Source organism: Lagierella sp. ICN-221743, from assembly GCF_037890055.1.
Classification (GTDB): Bacteria; Bacillota; Clostridia; order Tissierellales; family Peptoniphilaceae; genus Mediannikoviicoccus.
The window spans coordinates 18,099-38,144 of record NZ_JBBKBD010000013.1 but is presented as its reverse complement, the minus strand read 5'-3'; the positions used below and the strand labels follow the sequence as shown (position 1 = coordinate 38,144).

Genomic DNA, 20,046 nt, shown 5'->3' with positions numbered 1-20,046 from the left:
AATTAAGATGTAAAGAAATATACGTTAAGATTGTGATTAAAATAAAATTAATAGTTAAAATGAAATGAATAGCGAAAATAAAAGGCATAATCGATGTGAAATAAAATTAAAAATTTAAGTTATACGAAAATGAAATGTGAAATGAAAATCAAAATAAAAACCACTATAAACTAGATAAAACGAAATGTAAATTGAAAAATAAAAAACATAAGTGATGTGAAAACGAAATGTGATATCGAAATGAAAAGCATTAGTGTTGCAAAAACGAAATGTGAATTGAAAAATAAAAAGTATAAGTTTTACGAAAAATAAAATCGAATTGAAATGTAACGGTAAATTTTGAAAATCACTACAAATAAGCTAAATAAAATCGGGAAATAAATACATAATATTTTACTAAGGGGTGATTAAATGAATAAATCAAGAGATATTGCTTTTATGGGAATGTTGCTTGGGATTATGGTTATATCTTCATGGATACCCATACCTATGGTGGTGCCTTTTACTCTACAGACTTTTGCAATCTTTTTAACTATTCTTGTTCTTGGAACATGGAAGGGATTTTTTGTCGTGCTTTCTTATATCGCCCTTGGGCTTGTTGGCCTTCCAGTTTTTTCTGGTTTTAAGTCCGGGGTTGCAGCCATTGCCGGGCCAACTGGCGGATACATCATAGGGTTTTTATTAACTGCAATTGTTACTGGAAAACTTCTGGAGTTTTTGCCTGACAAGAGGTCTTGCAGATATTTTTCTATGTTTATTGGTCTTATTATATGTTACATATTTGGAACTTTTTGGTTTATAAATATGTACACAAAGGCCGCCATGAGTTTTTCAAAGGCGCTGTCCCTTTGTGTAATTCCATTTATAATTCCTGATGTTTTAAAGATTTTATTAGCAGATTATATTGCAGGGCTATTAAAGAAAGTTGGTTAGATTATGAAGATAAAGGATGAAGTTTTTAAACTTTTAGAAAAAAATATAAATAATTTTATTCCCGGCACCAAGATGGCGCTGGAGCTTCAAGTTACAAGAAATGCCATTTGGAAGGCAATTGAAGAGCTTCGTAGCGAAGGCTTTGAAATAGAGGCAAAAAACCAATATGGTTATCGTCTATTAAGAAAGAGCAGAGAGGGTTTTAGAGAGGATATTCTATCCCTATGCGAAAATAAAATTTCTCTTGAGTACCTAGATGAAGTTTCTTCTACCAATGATTATGTTAAGGTGCTCGCAAATAAAAATTATCCTGAGTACTATACTGTTATTTCAGACAGCCAGTCCAGTGGCAAGGGCAGGCAGGGCAAGTCTTTTTACTCTCCCGGTAACACTGGAGTGTATATGTCCATGCTCCTTCGTCCAAAGTTTTCTATGGAAAAGGCTCTAAACATTACAACGTCTGCTGCTGTTGCTGTTTCTAAAACCATTGAGGAGTTTACTAATAAGGATACTAAAATAAAATGGGTTAATGATATCTTTATTGACAATAAAAAAATCTGTGGCATTTTAACGGAAGGTTCAATGGACTTTGAACAGTTAAATTTATCCTATGCGGTGCTGGGCATTGGGGTAAATCTTTTTAAACCAGAAGCTCTTCCAAATGATATTTCAAGTATTGCAGGCTATGTTATTGAAGACTTTGATGAAGCACTAAAGGCAAAGTTTATCGCAAGGTTAATTGATAATGTAATCCACCACTATAAAAATATTGATTCTAAAGATTTTTATGAGTATTATAGAGAAAAGTCGTATCTAAAGGGCCACTTTGTTACTTTCGATTATGAAGGGCACAAAGAAAAAGGCAAAGTAATTGATATTGATGAAAATTATTCTCTTGTCATCAAGACAAAAAGCAAAGTCATACATCTTAAAACTGGAAGCGTGGAACTTAAGGAGGACATATGTTAATAAAAAATGGTCATGTAATTGACCCTAAAAACAATGTGGATGAAGTGTTGGATATTCGAATTAAAGATGGAAAAGTTGTAGAAATTGCTAAGGACCTAAGGGAAGATGGAGAAGAAGTTATAGATGCAAAGGGTCTAGTGGTTTCCCCTGGCCTTGTGGATGTGCATGTTCACTTTAGAGACCCAGGCTTTACCCATAAGGAAGATATCTACTCTGGGGCAAATGCAGCTGCAAGAGGTGGATTTACAACAGTTGTTTGCATGGGAAACACCAACCCCACCATGGATAACGAAGACACATTGAAAGAATTTTTAGAGCGTTCAAAAAAATGTCCCATAAATGTTAAGACCATTGCCACAGTAAGCAAAAAGTTAAGTGGTAAAGAGTTTACAGACTTCGAAAAGCTAATTGAACTTGGTGCCGTTGGTCTTAGTGATGACGGTGTTGTGATTAAAGACGGAAAGTTTTTAAAAGACGCACTAGACAGGGCATATAAATTAAATGTACCAATAAGCCTTCATGAAGAGGACTCGGATATGCTAGGCTCCCATGGAGTAAATGAAGGGGAAGTTGCAAAGGCCTTTAATGTAAAGGGCGCATCAAAGGTTTCAGAGTATTCACAAATTGCAAAGGACTTGGCAATAGGACTAAGTACCAAGGGCCACATCCACATTCAACATATATCATGCAAAGAATCGGTGGAAATAATAAAATTATTTAAAGAGCTTGGAGTAAATGCAACTTGCGAAGTAACACCAAATCACTTTAGTTTAAACGAAGAAGATGTTTTAAAATTTGGAACCCTGGCAAGAATAAATCCACCAATTAGAACAGAGGAAGATAGACTTGCACTTATTGAAGGTTTGAAAGACGGTACAATCGACATGATTGCAACGGATCACGCTCCCCATACCATGAAGGAAAAAGAAAGGGAATTTGAAAGGGCACCTAGCGGCATCCTTGGACTTGAAACTTCACTGTCCCTTTCCATAACAAAACTTGTAAAGCCGGGACATCTAACACTTCAACAACTTATTGAAAAGATGTCTCTAAACCCTGCAAAGTTATTTAACTTTCCTGCGGGAGAAATAAAAAAATATTTGCCTGCAGATATAACAATCTTTAATCCCGATGAAGAAATAATCTACGATGAATTTGTTTCCAAATCAAAAAACTCTCCTTATAGAGGAATGAAACTACAGGGAGTTGTTAAGTATACCATCTGTGGTGGAAATGTTGTTTATAGAGGATAAAAAATCCCCCCTTCGTTCTGAAGGGGGCGTTTTTTTATTGAAGAGATTCTTCTCTTGAAGCAAATATAATAATTGGGTAGGAAATAAACACTGCTAAACTTGCTATAAAAACACAGGTGTAGGCTGGAAATTTATCTGCTAAAAATCCATAAAACATATTTCCTAGTGGTATGGATGACAATGCCAACATACTAAACACTGACATGATTCGACTTCTGTATTCATTTTTGATATTCTTTTGAAAAAATACCTGCGTTGCAATATTTAATGGCATCACCGAACTAATTACTAGACAATCAAGTACGGTTATTAGACACACTGCCGCTAATATGTTTTCCTTTCCTCCATTCATTCCAAAATAAACACTGCAGCCTATTAGAAATAAAAATGCCGATATGGAAAGCGAGCTGTATTTAAGTAATTTTTCAGGCTTAACTTTTTTAATTATAGGTAGTATTAAAAACGGAAGAACAATACTTACACTTGCCGTTGCCGCTCTATATGCTCCATAAGCATATTCGCTTATGCTAAACACTTCTAAAAACACATAAGTAATCACTACGCTAAATACTGCTGAGAATGAAAAATTTATTAAAGGAGCTACAATAACAAAGATTTTAGCAAATTTATTTCTGCCTAATTCTTCCAAGCCTTCTTTGAATTCTAAAAAATAATTCTTAAATCCTCCGACTTTATTCTCTTTTTTATTAGAAGCATAGGGTGTATCTATGAAAAAGTTTAATACCATTGCAAGGGATAATAAACTAGATATTAATATAAACGCACCAAAAATACCGAACTTCTTATATATGAATGCCGCAACCACAGGTGTAGTTATATATACAATACCATCGTCCACTCTAGATAGAGTTACAGCTTCTTCCATTAAATCCTTATCTATTATTTCCGATAAAATTGAACTTTCCGCAGCATTGTAAAATACCTCTATCATTTCCAATGCAATAACTAAAACATAAACAGAAAAGAGAGAAATATCTCTATATGTACCCGAATAAATCGCGTAAAAAGTCATGATTAATAATTGTACTAAGGTTAGAGTTTTAATTATGTTTATTCTTTTTAGCCTGTCTCCTACCACTCCACCTATAGGCGTTAGAAAAATTCTAGGCACAATTACAATAGAAAGAATGGAAGCATATACTAAAGGCGACCCTGTTTTTTCAAGAATATATAATGCCAAAGTAAATTGAAGTATATTACTTGAGCCCATAGAAAAAGCTGTTGAAAAAAAGTAACTTAAGTAGCTTTTGTTTCTCAATAATTTTTTTACAGGTTCTTTCATTTAAAACTATCCTTTCTTTTTATTTTAAAAGCACGAGCTTTTGTAGATTCATTTTAGCATGTGCTTAAGATTAAATCAATAATCATTATCATTTCTATAGCCCATTTAGTCTCACAAATTAACGTTCACACTTTTATAATATCCGTCAAAGCCATTGAAGAAATCCTTACTATTTTTTTCTTTGCCCTATATTTTCTATTAATATTTTATTGTGCTCTACTTTTATTTTTAACTCGTCTTTTTCGCTAATATTAAGTTCGTCAAGAATGACTTTTGGTATTCTTATGCCTTGGCTATTACCCCATTTTTGAATTTTTATTGTCATTTTTATCACTCCTTGTATATGTTGAGTATATACAAGCCTAGAATTTTTTTTCAATATAAAAAAGAGTAATGAAAAGAATAAATTTAAAACTTCGTATTCTCTTCATTACTCTAATATTTATTACTTTTAATTCTAGCGACTTAAAAATCCATGATCTAAAAGATGTTCTAACAATATTTTAAGTCCTATAAGAATCAATATACTTCCACCTAAAACTTCTGAGCTCTTTTTGAATTTGTCTCCAAATTTAAATCCTAAATATACTGCCACAAATGAAAAAGCAAATGTAGTCAGTACTATTATTCCAGAAGGTTTTAATATATTTACATTAAATGCAAGTAGGGAAAGGCCTACTGCTAAAGCGTCAATACTTGTTGCAACCGAAAGTACAAGCATTTCTTTTATATCAAATTTCATATCAAGTGGGCATATATAATCTTCGTCTTTTTCTTCGGTAATGGCTTCATAAACCATTTTGCCTCCTATAAAGAATAGGAGTGTAAATGCCATCCAGTGGTCAATGTTCATTATCAACCCTATAAATCTATATCCTATAAAGTAACCTAAAAAGGTCATCATACCTTGAAAAAATCCAAATAGAACTGCTATCTTTGTGGCATATCCCCTGTCGAATCGACTTAGACAAAGTCCCTTGCACATGGCAACTGCAAAGGCATCGGCGGATACACCCACCCCTAAAAGTAGCATATCTAATGTGGACATAGCTAATGCTGTCATATTATCTCCTAACCAAATTCAAAAGCCCACAATGGTGGGCTCTTTATAAAATTTTATTAAATTGAAATGAGATTCTTCGACTTCAATTTTTGCTTTACAAAAATTTTCCCCTTAATAACATGAAGGCGTGATTCTCAATTCTAATAAACTACATCTTTTCTGGTGCTTTTATTCCAAGTAGATAAAGCCCCTTCTTTATTACATTCTTAACTGTATAGCAAAGTAATAGTCTTGTATTCTTTAACTTTTCGTCTTCGTCAAGAATTGGAACTCTATTATAGAATTTATTGAACTCCTTGGCAAGTTCTACCACATATCTTGTTACGAAGAATGGTTCCATCTTTTCATGGGCATCTATTACAGTGTCTTTGAAGTTATATAACACTCTAAGCACATTTATTTCTTCTTCTGTCTTTAGAAGTGCCGGATCAAATTCCATATCTAAATTGAAGTCACCTTTTTTAAGAAGTGAACAGATTCTTGCATGCACGTATTGTACATATGGTCCGGTTTCTCCTTCAAATGACAAGGTCTTGTCCCATGAGAATACATAGTCCTTTATTCTTTGGTTGAAAAGTTCTTGGAATTTAACTGCGCCTATTCCAATCTCTTTTGCAAGTTCTTCCTTGTCTTCTATCTTTATACCCTTTTCTTCTTCTCTTTCTGTAAGTATGTCATCAACTTTATCAACAGCACGATTTAATACATCTTCAAGGTATACAACTCTACCTTTTCTTGTTGAAAGGGTTCCGTCTTCTAGAGATACCATTCCAAAAGGAACATGGGTAACTTCGTCATACCAATCATATCCCATTTCCTTTAGCACATATTTAAGTTGTTGGAAATGTAGATTTTGTTGTGAAGCTACAACGTATATATTTTTGTATGGTTTGTAATTATCATGACGATACTTTGCCGCCGCCACATCCCTTGTGATGTAGATGGTGGAGCCGTCAGATTTTATTATAAGTGCAGGTGGTAGGTCATACTTTTCAAGGTCAACTATCTTTGCACCTTGAGAGTCCACAAGGATTCCCTGTTCTTCCATCCTTTTAACTTGTTCGTCCATCTTGTCTGAGTAATAGTGTTCGCCTTTGTAAGAGTCAAATTCAATATCTAACATCTTATAAACCCTTTTGAACTCTTCCAGTGAAATATTTCTAATCCACTCCCACATTTTAACTGCTTCAGGGTCTTTGTTTTCAAGATCCACAAAGGCATCTCTACACTCTCTGTGAAGCTTTTCGTCATTTTCAATAGCTTCATTTATTTTTACATATAACTTAAGTAACTCTGGAATAGGATTATTTTCAATTTCCTTTAGGTTTCCCCATTTTTTTATTGCAACTATAAGCATACCAAATTGAGTTCCATAGTCCCCAAGGTGGTTGTATGCAATTGCATTATATCCAAGGAATGAAAAAATTCTTTTTAAAGAGTCACCAATAATTGTAGTTCTAATGTGGCCAATGTGGAATGGCTTTGCAATATTTGGTGAAGAGTATTCAACTATTACATTTCTACCGTTTCCAATGTCTACACGACCAAATTCCTCTTTCTTTTCAATGGACTCTTTCATAATTGTCTCTGATAATTTTTCTTTATTTATAAAGAAGTTTAAGTACGCTCCCTTTGTTTCAATTTTTTCAAACATATCTGAATCTATTGAGTCTTTTAATTCTGTTGCTATTACAGCTGGGTTTTTTCTAAATACCTTAGCTAATTGAAAAGTTGGAAAAGCAAAATCTCCCATTTCATAGCTTGGTGGTACTTCGATATTTTGAAATATTTCGTCTTTTGAAATTTCACTTATCTTTTCACTTAATATGTTAGCAATTTCATTTTTAAAATCTATCATTGTCTTCTCCCTCTTATGACTTCTAGTTAACAAGATGTTTATGTATCATATTTTATCACAAGTTTGAATATTGATTAAGTATTTACCAGTAAATCATCTAGGAAGTTTGAAACAAGCGAAACAGGGTAAGTTTATATAAAATAGTAAATAATATTATAAGGAGATAAAATGATTAAAACAGTTACTCTAAATCCCTCCTTAGACTACATTGTGGATGTAGAAAATTTTGAAGCGTCAATTATAAACAGAAGCCATGGCGAAAAGTTTCTTCCCGGTGGCAAAGGCATAAATGTAAGTCAGGTCTTAAGCAATTTGGGACTTGAAAACACGGCCCTTGGAATTGTGGGAGGCTTTACGGGAGAGCACTTGGCCCTGCTTTTAAAACAAAAAAATATTCATGAAGATTTAATCTTTCAAGAAGATGCTCTGACAAGAATAAATGTAAAGGTCCGTTCCGATAGTGAAACTGCAATTAACGCACAGGGACCTAGCATATGTGAAGAGACAAAAAACAAATTACTTAATCAGATTAAAAATTTAAACGATGGTGACTACTTAGTATTGGCAGGTAAAATCCCTCCATCCATGCCTTCTGATTTTTATCTTGAAATTATGAAGCTTGTAAATAGCAAAGATGTGGAAGTTGTAGTTGACGCCGAAAAGGAACAGCTAAAAAAATCCCTGTCCTATAAACCTTTTTTGATTAAACCTAATGAAGAGGAATTAGGTTCAGTTTTTAATGTAAAAATTAATTCTCAAGCTGATGTCATCTACTATGCAAGAGAGTTACAAAAGCTTGGTGCAAGAAATGTTTTAGTGTCACTGGGCGAAAAGGGTGCTATACTAGTTACTGAAGGGAATAGAGTTTACTGTGGCAACTCTCCCAAGGGAGAACTTGTTAACTCCGTAGGCGCCGGCGACTCCATGGTGGCAGGCTTTTTATATGGATATATAAAGAAAAATTCTTTTGAAGAAGCTTTGAAGTATGGCCTTGCATGTGGTGCTGCATCGGCATTTTCTGAAGAACTTGCCACAAGTGATGACGTTTTGAAACTTATTAAAAATATAACTATTAATGCATTGGAGGAATGATTATGAAAATTACTGACTTACTAACAAAAGATAGTATTCTTATTGGAGAGAGTTTTGAAAACAAAAACGAAGCCATCGACAAAGCTATCGACCTAATGAAAAACCTTAATAACTTATCAGACGTGGACGAATTTAAGAAACAAGTTCTTATTAGAGAAGATATCTCTTCAACAGGAGTTGGTAAAGGCGTTGCCATTCCCCATGGAAAGTCAGACGCAGTTATTAGGCCGGGTCTTTCTGCAATAACTATTCCAAATGGACTTGACTTTAATTCTCTAAACGGCGAACCAGTTAAGTTATTATTTCTAATTGCAGACCACGAAGATGATACAAATATACATCTTAAGATTCTTTCAAGACTTTCTACAATGCTTATGGACCAAAGTTTTATAGATGAATTAGTTCTAGCAAAGGATAAGGAAGAATTTTTAAATATAATCGACAGAACTGAAAAGGAAAAATTCAAAGATGAAGGCTTCAAGAAAGAAAAGAAAGAAGATATTTCTGGAGCAAAGAATATAGTTGCCGTTACAGGTTGTCCTACAGGTATTGTTCACACTTATATGGCAGCGGATGCACTGGAACAAAAGGCTAAGGAACTTGGATACAATATCAAAGTTGAAACTAGAGGTAGAAGTAATTCAAGAAACGAACTTACTAATGAAGATATTGAAAAGGCATTTAGTGTAATTGTTGCATCGGACACAAAAGTTCCTATGGAAAGATTTAAAGGAAAGAGACTCGTATTAACAAAGGTTGCAGATGCTATTACAAATCCAACTCGCCTTCTTAAAGAAGCTATTTCAGAAGAAACTCCTGTATTTGACGGAAAAGTTCCTAATGAAGAAGAAAATGAAAAAAGCGGCAACTGGATATATAGACATCTTAAAGAGCTTTTAAAAAAATAAATAAAACAAAAATACAATAGCACTATCTTAAGGTAGTGCTTGTAATTTATTAGGTTTGAAAACCTTATCATCATAATGGTATATGGAGGGCTGATATGAAGATTACCGACTTACTAACAAAAGATAGCATTTCCATTGGCGAAAGTTTAAATAGCAAGAATGAGGCCATTGATACTGCTGTAGATCTTATGAATAATTTAAACAATATTGAAGACCTAGAAGAGTTTAAAAAACAAGTTTATCATCGTGAAGAACAGGGCTCCACAGGAGTTGGCGAAGGTGTTGCCATTCCCCATGGTAAGTCTAAGGCAGTAAAAGAACCAGGCCTTGCAGCAATTACAATTCCTGATGGCGTAGAGTTTAATTCATTGGACGGAAATCCTGTAAATTTATTATTTTTAATTGCAGCACCAGACAGTGATTCAAATTTGCATCTACAAATTCTTGCAAGGCTTTCAAAAATGCTTATGGATGAAAACTTTATAAGCTCTCTTGTAAAGGCAAAGAGCAAGGAAGAATTTTTAGAAATAATCGACAATGCGGAAAAGGAAAAGTTTGAAGAAGAAGCTCCTTTATCTCAAGAAGTTCCAAAGGAAACTAAAAACATTGTTGCAGTTACAGGTTGTCCTACAGGTATTGCCCACACCTATATGGCGGCAGAAGCCCTTGAAAAGAAGGCAAAGGAACTGGGATACAATATCAAAGTTGAAACAAGGGGCTCCGGTGGTGCAAAAAATGTTTTAACTGAAGAAGACATTGCAAATGCAGATGGTGTAATAATTGCATCTGACACCAATGTGCAAATGGATAGATTCGCTGGCAAAAAGGTTATTGAAACTCAAGTTTCTGACGGTATTTCAAAACCAGATGTGTTAATTGAAAGAGTGCTTTCAGAAAATGCACCAATCTATAAGGCAAAGGGCGGAAGTTCTGTAAAGGAAAACAAAGTTGAAAATGAAAGTATAGGACATAAGATATATAGACATTTGATGAATGGTGTATCCCATATGCTTCCATTTGTAGTTGGTGGAGGGATTTTAATTGCCCTTTCATTCTTAGTTGACAGTTTGTCCGTTGACCTTGGCGCTCTTACAGTAGAACAAAGATCAAATCTTGGTACAATAACTGAAACTGCAAAGACACTCAAGACCATTGGTGGACTATCATTCTCATTTATGCTTCCGGTACTTGCTGGCTTTATTGCCATGAGTATTGCCGATAGACCGGGCCTTGTGGCAGGTTTTGTCGGTGGTGCCATAGCAGCTGCTGGAACTTCTGGATTCTTGGGAGCACTAGCTGCAGGTTTTCTAGCAGGCTATATTGTAAATGGTTTAATGAAGATAACAAATCCACTTCCTAAGAACCTAGACGGAATTAGAACTATTTTAATCTATCCTGTGTTCGGTGTTTTATTTACAGGACTTGTAATGACACTTGCCATTGAGCCTGTGGTTGGAAAGATAAATGTGGGACTAAACACATGGTTGTCTAGCCTTCAAGGAACAAGTAGCCTCGTACTTGGTTTTATAGTGGCAGGTATGATGGCTGTGGATATGGGTGGACCTTTCAACAAGGCTTCCTATGTATTTGGTACTGCATCAATAGCTGCAGGAAACTACAATATCATGGCGGCGGTTATGATTGGTGGAATGGTGCCTCCAATTGCAATAGCACTGGCATCACTAATCTTTAAAAACAAATTTACAGAAACACAAAGAAAGTCAGCACCGGCAAATATTATAATGGGCCTTTCATTTATAACTGAAGGTGCAATTCCATTTGCAGCACAAGACCCAGCAAGGGTACTTCCTTCATGTATAATCGGCTCTGGAGTTGCGGGAGCATTGTCAATGTTATTCAACTGTACTCTAATGGCTCCACATGGTGGAATATTTGTAGTTCCAGTAATTGGAAACCCACTTATGTATCTACTGGCTCTTATAGTTGGTACTGCAATTTCCACAATATTACTTGGCGTATTAAAGAAAAATATTAAATAGCAATAAAAAACTGTTGGGGCATATCACTCCAACAGTTTTTATTATTCTTCTGTAATAAACTCCATGTGCTTGTAGAGTTTTCCATTTATAAAAAGTAAAATTATTGAAATCAGTATGGCAATTGCAGCTGTAACAAAAAATCCAGAATCTTCTACATTTGAAAATACTTCTGCCACTGTTCCTATTCCTAGGCTGATTCCTGAAAGGATTATTCCAATTATTATAAATGCAAACATTCCAAAAGTTCTTCCAAGGCGAGATTCTAAAACTTTAATTATCCCCTTGCCTAAGTAGTTGAAAATAAGTGAGATGGAATTAAACATTAGCACCGCGCCAACTATCCTTAGTGGTCCCTGTCCAGTTATTATAAAAAATGGAAGGAATAGACCTATTGAAACAACTAAAGTTTTTATATTTCCTAAAAGGCCTGAGTAAAATACTTTTTTACCCATGGTGTCTGGAATTAAATAAAATGAATAGTGATTATATTCCCCGTCCATGGATAAAAATCTAAATGATATTAGATTTATATATATAGAAATGGCTCCTATTACTGCAGAAAATCCATTTTTTCCAAACTCTTCGTCTCCAAATATAAACACAAAAAATAAGGAAGCTAAAACTGCAAAACCTGGAAGTTTTATTTTATCCAGTAGAGGAAGTTTTTTATATTCATTAACCCGCTTTTCAAAAATTGCCTTTGCGTAGTTTCCCTTAATGGTGAACTTAGCATTTTCCAAAACCTTTTGTTTCTTTCCAACCCTATGGGATTTTCCAGTTTCTTTATTCTTTTTAACGGCAATTCTATAATCTTCTGAAAATTTTATGGCATCTTCATAGTACTCTCCAGTGGAGGTACATTTTTTTGCCAAAATTACCAGGATAATTGTAGTTACAAAACTTAAAATTGTTGCCACAAGCCTTGGTAGAGTGTATCCCTTAATAATTAATGAAATAACACCAATTTCAAATCCATATATTGGCACAAACATAAGTGGGTCTGAGTTTAACATTTTTAAAATTCTTCCACTTACTGGTCCTGTACCTCTAACTACAACTTCAATCATATAGGCTGCAACTAATACCAACAGCCCATAGACAGTATATCGAATAATACTTTTATGCTTTTCAGTTAAGTCCTCTGAAGCATATATAATCACAGCTATGGCAAAGTCTGAAGCCAGTGACACCGTAAGTTGTATCGCAAATATTAAAAGTACCTGCCACAGTTTCAAATGAAACACGAAGTAGCCTCCAACTGCCATGGCAAGTTGTAATATCAATCCATAAAAGGCGTTTAATGTAAATCCCTTTAAAAGAATTTGCTTTGGTGTTAAGGGAGCTGTAAAGTCAAAGTTTACATTCTCCTGCTTAAAAATTATTCCCCTTCTCTTTAAATAACTTAATGTTCCAGGGATTCCAAAGTAAATCATAAGAACTGCAAAAACCGCAACATAGCCTTCTGGTGAGTCAAAGTTTATACTCTTAAAATTTTGTTGCAAAATAAAGGGAAGATTTATAAAGTAAAGTAGTATAAGCAGTTTCCCAATAACTTTTAGCGGCTTATATCTAAGTTGTTTTACCCTATTAATTAAATTTCTCTTAATATAGTAGACACTTGAACTATACATCTTCATCACCGGTTACTTTGAAGAAGATTTCTTCCAAGTTCTTTCCTTCCACCATGTCCTTGTCAAACTGTCCCATGACTTTTCCATTTTTTAGTATGACTATGGTGTCCCAAAGCCCTTCCACCATTTCAAGCATATGAGTCGAAATAAGTATGGTAACTCCCTTGTCCCTAAGTTCTAATATCATCTTCTTAAGCTCTCTAATGGCCTTTGGATCAAGACCAATCATAGGCTCGTCAAGCATAAGTACTTTTGGTTCTATAATAAGAGCACAGCAAATTGAAACCTTTTGCATCATCCCCTTTGAAAGTTCGTCCCCAAGTTTATTTTCCTTGTCCTTCAGCTCAAAGGTATTTAATAAGTACTCAATCTTTTCTTCGTCAATTGGAAGGCCATATGCCTTTAAAGTGTATATTATATGTTCTCTAACGGTTAAAAGCGGAAACATTGTTGGAATTTCTGGAACATATCCAAAAACTTTCTTTGCTTCAATGCTCCTGTTGTCAAATCCCTGTATGCTTATTTCTCCAGTGTATCTTAAAAGACCAGCGATGGATTTTATAGTTGTGGACTTGCCAGAACCATTTGGTCCCATAATAACTCCAACTTTTCCATCGGGTATAAAGAAAGATACATCATCTATGGCTTTAACCTTATTGTATTTCTTAGTGAGTCTTTTTACGTCTAACATAACTACCTCCTTAGTACAGTATAGCAGAGTAGTGTTAAAAGGTAAAGATTATTTTTCATATTTTAATTCAACCAATACTAACTCAGGCTTGTTAAAAATTCTTATGGGAACTACAGAAGTCCCTATGCCCGATGAAACTATCATCATGCTATCTTTCTTTGTAAATGCGCCTTTGTCATAGGTTGGTAATACCCCTTGTTCTGGAACAAAGATTGCACCAAGAAATGGTATTCGTACCTGGCCGCCATGGGTGTGTCCTGTAAAAATAAGGTCGTAGCCTTTGTCAACATACTCATCAAAAATTTCTGGCCTATGGGATAGGAGAATATTTAAATTACCATTAATTAACTTTTCCTTTAGTACATCTCTAATGGTCCATATGGTTGTAATACTGGTGTCATCCACACCTACAATATTTATAAAAGAGTCGCCCCTTCTAATTATTTCAGACTGCTGTCTTAGTACCACAACCCCAAGCTCTGTGCAGTCGTCGAGAAATTTATCTATTCCCTTAAGTCTTCCCTCGTGATTTCCTAAAACATAATAAATTTTAGTTACAGGTACAAGCTCTTTAATTACATTAAGTGCATATTTAAAGTCTGGCTTTCTAGAGTCAACAAAGTCTCCAGTTAAAAAAACCACATCTGGCCTCTGTGTTATTACAGACTTTATGAAAAAATCTCTTCTGTGAAATTTTTTATTGTGAAAGTCACTTATCTGAATTATTCTAAAGCCATCAAATTCCTTTGGAACCTTTGAACTTTTAAATACCTTCTTATTTATGACTATATTAAAAAAGTTGTACACATTGTATAGGATAAATATTAATAAAATTACTGCTAAAAATATTTTAAATCGTCTTATCATTATTTTCCCTCTCAAGTTCTAATAAAAAATTTTTATTATTTAATCCCTCTCTGAAACCTCCAACTTCGCCACTACTCTTAACAACCCTGTGGCATGGAACTACTATAAGTATTTGGTTTTTATTTAGGGCGTTACCAACTGCCCTATATGCTCTTGGAAAACCAATGACCCTTGCAACTTCTCCATAGCTAGTGGTACTGCCATAAGAAGTTTTATAAATACATTCATATACTTTGTTTTGAAAATCCGTTCCACTTAATTTAATAGGAATATCAAAATTAGTCCTCTGATGATTAAAGTATTCATCAAGCTCCTGAATGGTTTTTGAAATAACATCGGTTTTTCTTCTTTCTCCAACTATTTTTTCAAAGGAGATATCAGTTAAAAAGCCTCTCTCTTCTCCAATGTAAAGACGTCCCATGGGGCTTTCATACTCAAAAATATTTTTCAACCTCTAAGCCCTTCAACCCTATTTACATTTATGGCAAAAGTTATTGCATTTTTCTTTCCACCACTATTCATATCTTCATCGATGGATTCAATAATAGCATTGGTCTTTGTATGGGGGCTAATAATAAGTACAACTTCTTTTTCCGGTTCTACCACTAGTTCCAAAATAGGATTTCTCTTTTCATAACCAGAGCCCTTTGCATTTAGTACAGTTGCTCCAATACTTCCAGCTCTTTCAGCAGCTAATATAACATCATCACTATGTCCATGATTAACTATTGCAAATATTGCATCGTAAAGAAAACCTTCTTCTCGTCTATCTGTATTCATATCCTCATCCCCAAATTTATCTATGTCTATGTCAAAGGCTATACCTCGTAAATCGTTACCAAGGCCCATATCATCAAGTAAAAAATTATAAATTTTATCCAAATTTTCTTTTGAAACTATAAAAGACATAATGTCCTTTTTAATGTCGTAAAGTTTTAGCAAATAATGTAGTCCACTGGAAGATGTTCCAGTGCCTTCAAGTAAGAATACTTCTTTATATAGGCTCTTGTCAATACTTTCCAGTATCTTTTTGCCATATTTGCTGCCCACAATTATTGTAAGAATTTTGTTCATCACATTCCTCCACTAATAATACTTAACTACATTGTAACAATAAAGAACGATATTTACCATATATTATTAAGCGCTTTTTTAGCTTATTTATAATTTGACTAAATTCTCGCATAATGTTAAATTATAGAGGATTGGAGAGACTAAATTTATGATAGGAGAAAAAATGAAAATACTTCATATAATTGCTCAACTTCCTGCAAGAACAGGCAGTGGAGTTTACTTTTCAAACTTAATAAGAGAATTTAAAAAGCATGGAGAAAACTATGCCATCTATGGATTTGATAATAGTATAGGCTATACTTTTACAGAACTTGATGAAGAAAACTGCTATCCAGTTCACTTTAAAAGCGACAATCTAAACTTCCCAATAGTTGGAATGTCAGATGTTATGCCCTATGACAACACCAGGTATAAGGACATGACAGAAGACATGGTTAAAGACTGGAAACGCGCTTTCGAAGAGCAAATACTAAAGGCCTTTGACGAAATAGATCCAGATATAATCGTGTGCCACCACCTTTGGATGTTAACTTCGTTGGTGTTAGATTTACTTTCAGATAAAGGCAAAAAAATTGTTGGAATCTGCCATGGCACAGATATTAGACAATGCGTTCAAAACAAAATAATGAAAGAAAAATATGTTCACGACTTAAATAGACTTGATCTTGCTTTTGCACTGTCAAAAAAACAAATTGATGAAATTGCACAAACCTACGGCATAGACAAAGACAAAATTCATTACACCGGCGGTGGATACAATCAAGAACTTTTTTACCGTGACGATGAATATAAATACGAAGAGCACAACAGCTTTATAAATGTAGTATTCGCCGGAAAGATCGACAATTCAAAGGGCGTTTATGAAATGATAGAAGCATTTAAGTCACTGAACTATGGCTGTGATGTAATATTAAATGTAATCGGCACGCCCGTTGGAGAAAATATAAAAAGAATCCACAATGCAATAAAGGGCACAAAAAATATAAAGCTTTTCAACGCAAAGCATCAAGTTGAACTGGCAGATATGTTTAGATACTCAGACATATTTATCCTACCATCATATTACGAAGGCCTTGGCCTAGTTGCCATAGAAGCCTTGGCCTCAGGTTGCTTTATAGTCTCCTCAGAACAAAAACCACTTATGGAAGTACTGGGAGACAAGGTGAATAACTCAAGTGCCATTGAGTTCTGTCCACTACCAAAATTAAAAAATTTGGACACACCAGTCGAAGAAGAGATACCTACCTATGTAAATAACCTAGCCAAATCCATCGACATTCAAGTTCAAAGGGCAAAGAGCGGCGAAAAGATTCCAGATGAAATCTTTGAAGAAGTTAAGGCCCACTCTTGGGAAAAAATAGCTGATAGAATGTTTGAGTTTATAAATAGTGTAAGATAAAATAAAATTAGATATTTAAACAAAGATTTTGGTAAACTCGGGAGGTGGATTTTGTTAAAAGTATTAAAAAAAGTATTAATTGCTATACTAATTATCGTCTTATTGCTAGCCATAGGTTTCTCAATTTTTATGGGAAGAGAAGTTTTTAAAGGTGTTACAAATATTATGCCTGTAGAAGAAACTATTAAAAATGCCAAAACGTACCAAAAATATTTTGATGCTTTTGCAGAAGATAAGGTTGTGGAAGAATTAAGCATACCTTCAAGTAAATATGACCACCAAATACCTGCACTGCTTGTAAGAAAACCTGGGAATAAAAATATTGCCGTTCTAGTGCATGGCTTAGGCGGAACAAAGACATCCATGCCTCATATAATGCGTTTGTTTTTAGACTTGGGCTATGATGTAATTGCCATTGACCAAAGAAATTCTGGTGAGAATAAAGCTCTCTATAATACATTTGGAGTCTTAGAATCCTTTGACGTTTTAGACGCTGTAAAGACAGCTAAAACCAAAATAGATGACACAGGAAAACTGGTTCTGTGGGGAGAGTCCTATGGAGGGGCAACCGCTGCAATAGCTGCAGGACGAGATGACAGTGATATAGATTATCTCATTCTCGAATCCCCCATATCTGACTCAAATGAAATGTTAGACCCTAAACTAAAAGAAATTGAAAAATCTCAAGGAATTCCTTTCTCCTATATGAAATGGACTGGCAATTTCTATACAAATTTTAAACTTCACTTTAAATATAGTGATATAAACGCCTGTAAATGGATAAAAGATGTTTCAATTCCCATTCTAATAACTAATTCTAATATAGATAAAGTTACCCCACCTCACATGGGAGAAGATTTATATAACGCAGTCTCCCATAACCGAAAAAAATTATTCACAGCAAAAGGATTTGAGCATACAGAGTTTCCAAAAAAAGAAGAAGATAAATACAAAAATTTAATAAATGAGTTTTTAGAAGAGTATAAATAAATTTATCTTGTTATTTTTGTGATAAACCTCTTGATTATTGTTAGTAAAGGACTAGTCAAGGGGTTTTTTTATTCCCAGGTACTTTATTTTGTTTCTCTCTATTTAAATCAAAAAAGGAAGGCCACTGCCTCCCTCTTTAATTAATCATCTTTATTTCTTTTTTACTGCGTTGATTATTGCTAATAGTATTACTGAACCTACAACGGAAATTAGTATGCTGTAGATGTTGATACCGTTTGGTTTTCCAAGGCTAAAGAACTTACTTGCAATTCCTCCTCCTAGTAAACCACCGATAATACCTACTATTATATTAGCAAAACCTCCCATTTGTTCGTTCTTGCCCATTATCATACTTGCAATCCATCCTGCAAGGGCTCCAACTATAATCCAAGATAAAAATCCCATAATGCCTCCTAATAAATAAAAAATTTGAGAATTGTTCTCCCATATATTATATATATCCGTTTGTCGAAGGTTTCAAACATTTATATAGCATCTTTTTCTGAATAGATACCGTCATATTCTAAATTTTTTTCTTGCATTATGGACTTTACTTCTTCTAACTCACTGGAGTCTATAAAGGCACAGTTGCCGCATGAACTGCTAAGTTTTCGTGGAACGGGTCTAAGTCCCACTTTTAAATTCTTTGCTTTTAATTCTCTTTCAAATCTCAGTGCTTCGCTTATGGTGTGAAATGTTACAATATGTTTCATTATTTATTTGCCGATATTTTTATATCGGATCCTTCTTCTTTAATTTGAACCTTGAAGCCTTCTGATTCTAAAAATCTGTTAATATTTTCTTTTGCTATGTTTGTGTCAACTAAAATCTCTAAGGATTTTTCCCCTGCTTTAACTGCCATTTGTGTTTGGATAACAGGTTCTGGACATGAAAGTCCTCTAACGTCTATATTTTTCATTATTTCTCCTTTGCAAATTTTGTTGTCATTGCGGACATTATAAGCATAATAACTATTATTATGACTGTAGCTATCTTTCCATTAGGTGTAGCTCCTTCTGGGCTTGATGCAAGTCCAAAGTTGTGAGCCACTGCAGCTCCTACTAAAAGACCGAATACTGTAACTGCTGCGTCACTGTCTCCTTCTGATGAAAGGATGGTTTGTCTAATTGGGCAACCACCTAGTAGTACTGCGCCAAGTCCAACTATAACCATTCCTAAGAAGTTCCATAGTCCATCTGAGTGAGCTACTGGTTGTTCAGCAAAGCCTATGTGTAGTTGACCCTTTGTAAGGATAAGGTTTCCTATTAGTGCTGCTAAAAATATTCCAATAATTCCCCATAGATAGTGTTTGTCTTTGATTAGGAATAAATCTCTAAATGCTCCACCTGTACAAAGTCTTGTTCTTTGTAAAATTGCTCCAACTACTAGTCCACCTACTAATGATGCTATTATTGGTGCATGCATTGAACCTGGTCCCTTTTCTGAGAAGAAGATAAATGCAGGTTTAACTAGTAAGAAGATTAATAACATTATGGCAAATGCTGGCATGATTAATCCTGCTACTTTAGATTCTCTGTAATTTCTTCCAAGTGAATAACCATTTTTTAAGAATTGAATACCAATTATAATTCCTACTAAAAATCCTACAAGTCCAACTATTGCGTTTAGGTCCCCGCCACCAAGTCTAAATATCATTCTAAGAGGACATCCTAAGAATACTAGTGCTCCTATGGACATGAACACACCATATAAAAATCTTATAAGTGTGTTTGATCCGCCTCTTACTCTAAAGTCTTTAAAGATAAAGCTTGATAGAGTTCCTCCAAGTATTAGACCTATTATTTCTGGTCTTATATATTGGACAACTTCTGCTCTATGCAGACCAAGTCCTCCGGCGATGTCTCTCCAGAAACACGCTATACAAAAGCCCATGTTACCAGGATTTCCTAGATGCATTAAAATAATTCCAATTGCACCAATAAGAAGTCCTCCTAAAAATACTTTACTGTCTTCTTTTTTCATTTTTACTCTCCTTTCTCTTAATTTAAAGATGA

Annotated in this window: 21 protein-coding genes; 8 read left to right on the top strand and 13 right to left on the bottom strand. The window is 34.4% G+C overall.

The window, feature by feature from the left end:
* The first annotated feature begins 411 nt into the window (after nucleotides 1–411).
* The 3 genes from WKS98_RS06860 to WKS98_RS06850 are packed head-to-tail and all read left to right on the top strand — an operon-like array spanning nucleotide 412 to nucleotide 3,155.
* A complete protein-coding gene (locus WKS98_RS06860) occupies nucleotides 412–933 on the top strand; it encodes a biotin transporter BioY (RefSeq protein ID WP_498918042.1) in 522 nt (173 codons plus the stop codon).
* A 3-nt stretch (nucleotides 934–936) separates the two neighbouring features.
* Nucleotides 937–1,902 carry a biotin--[acetyl-CoA-carboxylase] ligase gene (locus WKS98_RS06855; protein WP_498918040.1) on the top strand — a complete coding sequence of 322 codons (966 nt, stop codon included), beginning with the start codon at nucleotides 937–939 and terminating at the stop codon, nucleotides 1,900–1,902.
* The gene (locus tag WKS98_RS06850; RefSeq protein WP_498918038.1) at nucleotides 1,896–3,155 is read left to right on the top strand and encodes a dihydroorotase; all 1,260 of its coding nucleotides are present in this window, start codon (nucleotides 1,896–1,898) and stop codon (nucleotides 3,153–3,155) included. The genes WKS98_RS06855 and WKS98_RS06850 overlap by 7 nt, the downstream gene beginning before the upstream one ends.
* A 34-nt stretch (nucleotides 3,156–3,189) precedes the next feature.
* Here the strand turns inward: WKS98_RS06850 and WKS98_RS06845 are convergent, their stop codons facing one another.
* The 4 genes from WKS98_RS06845 to argS form a co-directional block, all read right to left on the bottom strand.
* Entirely contained in the window at nucleotides 3,190–4,458 is a 1,269-nt protein-coding gene (locus tag WKS98_RS06845; protein ID WP_498918036.1) for an MFS transporter, read from the bottom strand.
* A 169-nt stretch (nucleotides 4,459–4,627) separates the two neighbouring features.
* Nucleotides 4,628–4,783, bottom strand: a complete 156-nt coding sequence (locus tag WKS98_RS06840; protein ID WP_498918034.1) for an AbrB/MazE/SpoVT family DNA-binding domain-containing protein — start codon at nucleotides 4,781–4,783, stop codon at nucleotides 4,628–4,630.
* 132 nt (nucleotides 4,784–4,915) lie between these two features.
* The gene (locus tag WKS98_RS06835; protein ID WP_498918032.1) at nucleotides 4,916–5,521 is read right to left on the bottom strand and encodes a manganese efflux pump MntP; all 606 of its coding nucleotides are present in this window, start codon (nucleotides 5,519–5,521) and stop codon (nucleotides 4,916–4,918) included.
* Nucleotides 5,522–5,669: 148 nt separating this feature from the next.
* Nucleotides 5,670–7,379, bottom strand: coding sequence for an arginine--tRNA ligase (gene argS / locus WKS98_RS06830; protein WP_498918030.1), 1,710 nt, complete (start codon nucleotides 7,377–7,379; stop codon nucleotides 5,670–5,672).
* 168 nt (nucleotides 7,380–7,547) lie between these two features.
* Between argS and pfkB the strand changes: the two genes are divergently transcribed.
* The 3 genes from pfkB to WKS98_RS06815 all read left to right on the top strand — a co-directional run bounded on the left by pfkB (nucleotide 7,548) and on the right by WKS98_RS06815 (nucleotide 11,379).
* On the top strand, nucleotides 7,548–8,471 hold the full coding sequence (gene pfkB / locus WKS98_RS06825) for a 1-phosphofructokinase (RefSeq protein WP_498918029.1): 924 nt from the start codon (nucleotides 7,548–7,550) through the stop codon (nucleotides 8,469–8,471).
* A 2-nt stretch (nucleotides 8,472–8,473) separates the two neighbouring features.
* Entirely contained in the window at nucleotides 8,474–9,379 is a 906-nt protein-coding gene (locus tag WKS98_RS06820) for a fructose PTS transporter subunit IIA (protein ID WP_498918027.1), read from the top strand.
* Nucleotides 9,380–9,474: 95 nt separating this feature from the next.
* Complete coding sequence (locus WKS98_RS06815) at nucleotides 9,475–11,379, top strand: PTS fructose transporter subunit IIABC (RefSeq protein WP_498918025.1); 1,905 nt, start codon at nucleotides 9,475–9,477, stop codon at nucleotides 11,377–11,379.
* A 41-nt stretch (nucleotides 11,380–11,420) separates the two neighbouring features.
* Here the strand turns inward: WKS98_RS06815 and WKS98_RS06810 are convergent, their stop codons facing one another.
* From WKS98_RS06810 to WKS98_RS06790, 5 genes are read right to left on the bottom strand one after another with little or no spacing between them, the layout of a single operon-like run.
* The gene (locus WKS98_RS06810; RefSeq protein ID WP_498918023.1) at nucleotides 11,421–13,010 is read right to left on the bottom strand and encodes a putative ABC exporter domain-containing protein; all 1,590 of its coding nucleotides are present in this window, start codon (nucleotides 13,008–13,010) and stop codon (nucleotides 11,421–11,423) included.
* Nucleotides 13,003–13,701 (bottom strand): ABC transporter ATP-binding protein, encoded by a 699-nt coding sequence (locus tag WKS98_RS06805; RefSeq protein ID WP_498918022.1) that lies wholly within the window; start codon nucleotides 13,699–13,701, stop codon nucleotides 13,003–13,005. The genes WKS98_RS06810 and WKS98_RS06805 overlap by 8 nt, the downstream gene beginning before the upstream one ends.
* A gap of 48 nt (nucleotides 13,702–13,749) precedes the next feature.
* Complete coding sequence (locus WKS98_RS06800) at nucleotides 13,750–14,568, bottom strand: metallophosphoesterase (protein ID WP_498918020.1); 819 nt, start codon at nucleotides 14,566–14,568, stop codon at nucleotides 13,750–13,752.
* Complete coding sequence (locus WKS98_RS06795) at nucleotides 14,552–15,019, bottom strand: methylated-DNA--[protein]-cysteine S-methyltransferase (RefSeq protein ID WP_498918018.1); 468 nt, start codon at nucleotides 15,017–15,019, stop codon at nucleotides 14,552–14,554. The genes WKS98_RS06800 and WKS98_RS06795 overlap by 17 nt, the downstream gene beginning before the upstream one ends.
* The gene (locus WKS98_RS06790) at nucleotides 15,016–15,642 is read right to left on the bottom strand and encodes a P-II family nitrogen regulator (RefSeq protein WP_498918016.1); all 627 of its coding nucleotides are present in this window, start codon (nucleotides 15,640–15,642) and stop codon (nucleotides 15,016–15,018) included. Before WKS98_RS06790 ends, WKS98_RS06795 begins: the two co-directional genes overlap by 4 nt.
* 163 nt (nucleotides 15,643–15,805) lie before the next feature.
* On the opposite strand from WKS98_RS06790, the gene WKS98_RS06785 reads away from it, so the two are divergent.
* Together WKS98_RS06785 and WKS98_RS06780 are read left to right on the top strand one after the other, a co-directional pair.
* Complete coding sequence (locus tag WKS98_RS06785; RefSeq protein ID WP_498918014.1) at nucleotides 15,806–17,041, top strand: glycosyltransferase family 4 protein; 1,236 nt, start codon at nucleotides 15,806–15,808, stop codon at nucleotides 17,039–17,041.
* A 51-nt stretch (nucleotides 17,042–17,092) separates the two neighbouring features.
* A complete protein-coding gene (locus WKS98_RS06780; RefSeq protein ID WP_498918012.1) occupies nucleotides 17,093–18,031 on the top strand; it encodes an alpha/beta hydrolase in 939 nt (312 codons plus the stop codon).
* A gap of 150 nt (nucleotides 18,032–18,181) precedes the next feature.
* Here WKS98_RS06780 and WKS98_RS06775 read toward each other — a convergent pair whose 3' ends face one another.
* From WKS98_RS06775 to yedE, 4 genes are all read right to left on the bottom strand, one after another.
* On the bottom strand, nucleotides 18,182–18,436 hold the full coding sequence (locus WKS98_RS06775) for a GlsB/YeaQ/YmgE family stress response membrane protein (RefSeq protein WP_498918010.1): 255 nt from the start codon (nucleotides 18,434–18,436) through the stop codon (nucleotides 18,182–18,184).
* A gap of 80 nt (nucleotides 18,437–18,516) precedes the next feature.
* Nucleotides 18,517–18,744, bottom strand: a complete 228-nt coding sequence (locus WKS98_RS06770) for a putative Se/S carrier protein (protein WP_498918008.1) — start codon at nucleotides 18,742–18,744, stop codon at nucleotides 18,517–18,519.
* Nucleotides 18,744–18,950: a sulfurtransferase TusA family protein gene (locus tag WKS98_RS06765; protein ID WP_498918007.1), complete on the bottom strand. Its 207-nt coding sequence runs from the start codon at nucleotides 18,948–18,950 to the stop codon at nucleotides 18,744–18,746. The genes WKS98_RS06770 and WKS98_RS06765 overlap by 1 nt, the downstream gene beginning before the upstream one ends.
* On the bottom strand, nucleotides 18,950–20,014 hold the full coding sequence (gene yedE, locus WKS98_RS06760; protein WP_498918005.1) for a YedE family putative selenium transporter: 1,065 nt from the start codon (nucleotides 20,012–20,014) through the stop codon (nucleotides 18,950–18,952). Before yedE ends, WKS98_RS06765 begins: the two co-directional genes overlap by 1 nt.
* Between the last annotated feature and the right edge of the window lie 32 nt (nucleotides 20,015–20,046).

Bases quoted from the DNA above. Each gene is read 5' to 3' on its own strand.
- WKS98_RS06835 (WP_498918032.1), bottom strand. From the start codon at position 5,521: ATGACAGCATTAGCTATGTCCACATTAGATATGCTACTTTTAGGGGTG.
- WKS98_RS06810 (WP_498918023.1), bottom strand. From the start codon at position 13,010: ATGTATAGTTCAAGTGTCTACTATATTAAGAGAAATTTAATTAATAGG.
- WKS98_RS06785 (WP_498918014.1), top strand. From the start codon at position 15,806: ATGAAAATACTTCATATAATTGCTCAACTTCCTGCAAGAACAGGCAGT.
- WKS98_RS06790 (WP_498918016.1), bottom strand. From the start codon at position 15,642: ATGAACAAAATTCTTACAATAATTGTGGGCAGCAAATATGGCAAAAAG.
- WKS98_RS06820 (WP_498918027.1), top strand. From the start codon at position 8,474: ATGAAAATTACTGACTTACTAACAAAAGATAGTATTCTTATTGGAGAG.
- WKS98_RS06770 (WP_498918008.1), bottom strand. From the start codon at position 18,744: ATGAAACATATTGTAACATTTCACACCATAAGCGAAGCACTGAGATTT.
- pfkB (WP_498918029.1), top strand. From the start codon at position 7,548: ATGATTAAAACAGTTACTCTAAATCCCTCCTTAGACTACATTGTGGAT.
- yedE (WP_498918005.1), bottom strand. From the start codon at position 20,014: ATGAAAAAAGAAGACAGTAAAGTATTTTTAGGAGGACTTCTTATTGGT.
- WKS98_RS06845 (WP_498918036.1), bottom strand. From the start codon at position 4,458: ATGAAAGAACCTGTAAAAAAATTATTGAGAAACAAAAGCTACTTAAGT.
- WKS98_RS06840 (WP_498918034.1), bottom strand. From the start codon at position 4,783: ATGACAATAAAAATTCAAAAATGGGGTAATAGCCAAGGCATAAGAATA.
- WKS98_RS06805 (WP_498918022.1), bottom strand. From the start codon at position 13,701: ATGTTAGACGTAAAAAGACTCACTAAGAAATACAATAAGGTTAAAGCC.
- WKS98_RS06855 (WP_498918040.1), top strand. From the start codon at position 937: ATGAAGATAAAGGATGAAGTTTTTAAACTTTTAGAAAAAAATATAAAT.
- WKS98_RS06850 (WP_498918038.1), top strand. From the start codon at position 1,896: ATGTTAATAAAAAATGGTCATGTAATTGACCCTAAAAACAATGTGGAT.
- WKS98_RS06765 (WP_498918007.1), bottom strand. From the start codon at position 18,950: ATGAAAAATATAGACGTTAGAGGACTTTCATGTCCAGAACCTGTTATC.
- WKS98_RS06800 (WP_498918020.1), bottom strand. From the start codon at position 14,568: ATGATAAGACGATTTAAAATATTTTTAGCAGTAATTTTATTAATATTT.
- WKS98_RS06775 (WP_498918010.1), bottom strand. From the start codon at position 18,436: ATGGGATTTTTATCTTGGATTATAGTTGGAGCCCTTGCAGGATGGATT.
- WKS98_RS06815 (WP_498918025.1), top strand. From the start codon at position 9,475: ATGAAGATTACCGACTTACTAACAAAAGATAGCATTTCCATTGGCGAA.
- WKS98_RS06860 (WP_498918042.1), top strand. From the start codon at position 412: ATGAATAAATCAAGAGATATTGCTTTTATGGGAATGTTGCTTGGGATT.
- argS (WP_498918030.1), bottom strand. From the start codon at position 7,379: ATGATAGATTTTAAAAATGAAATTGCTAACATATTAAGTGAAAAGATA.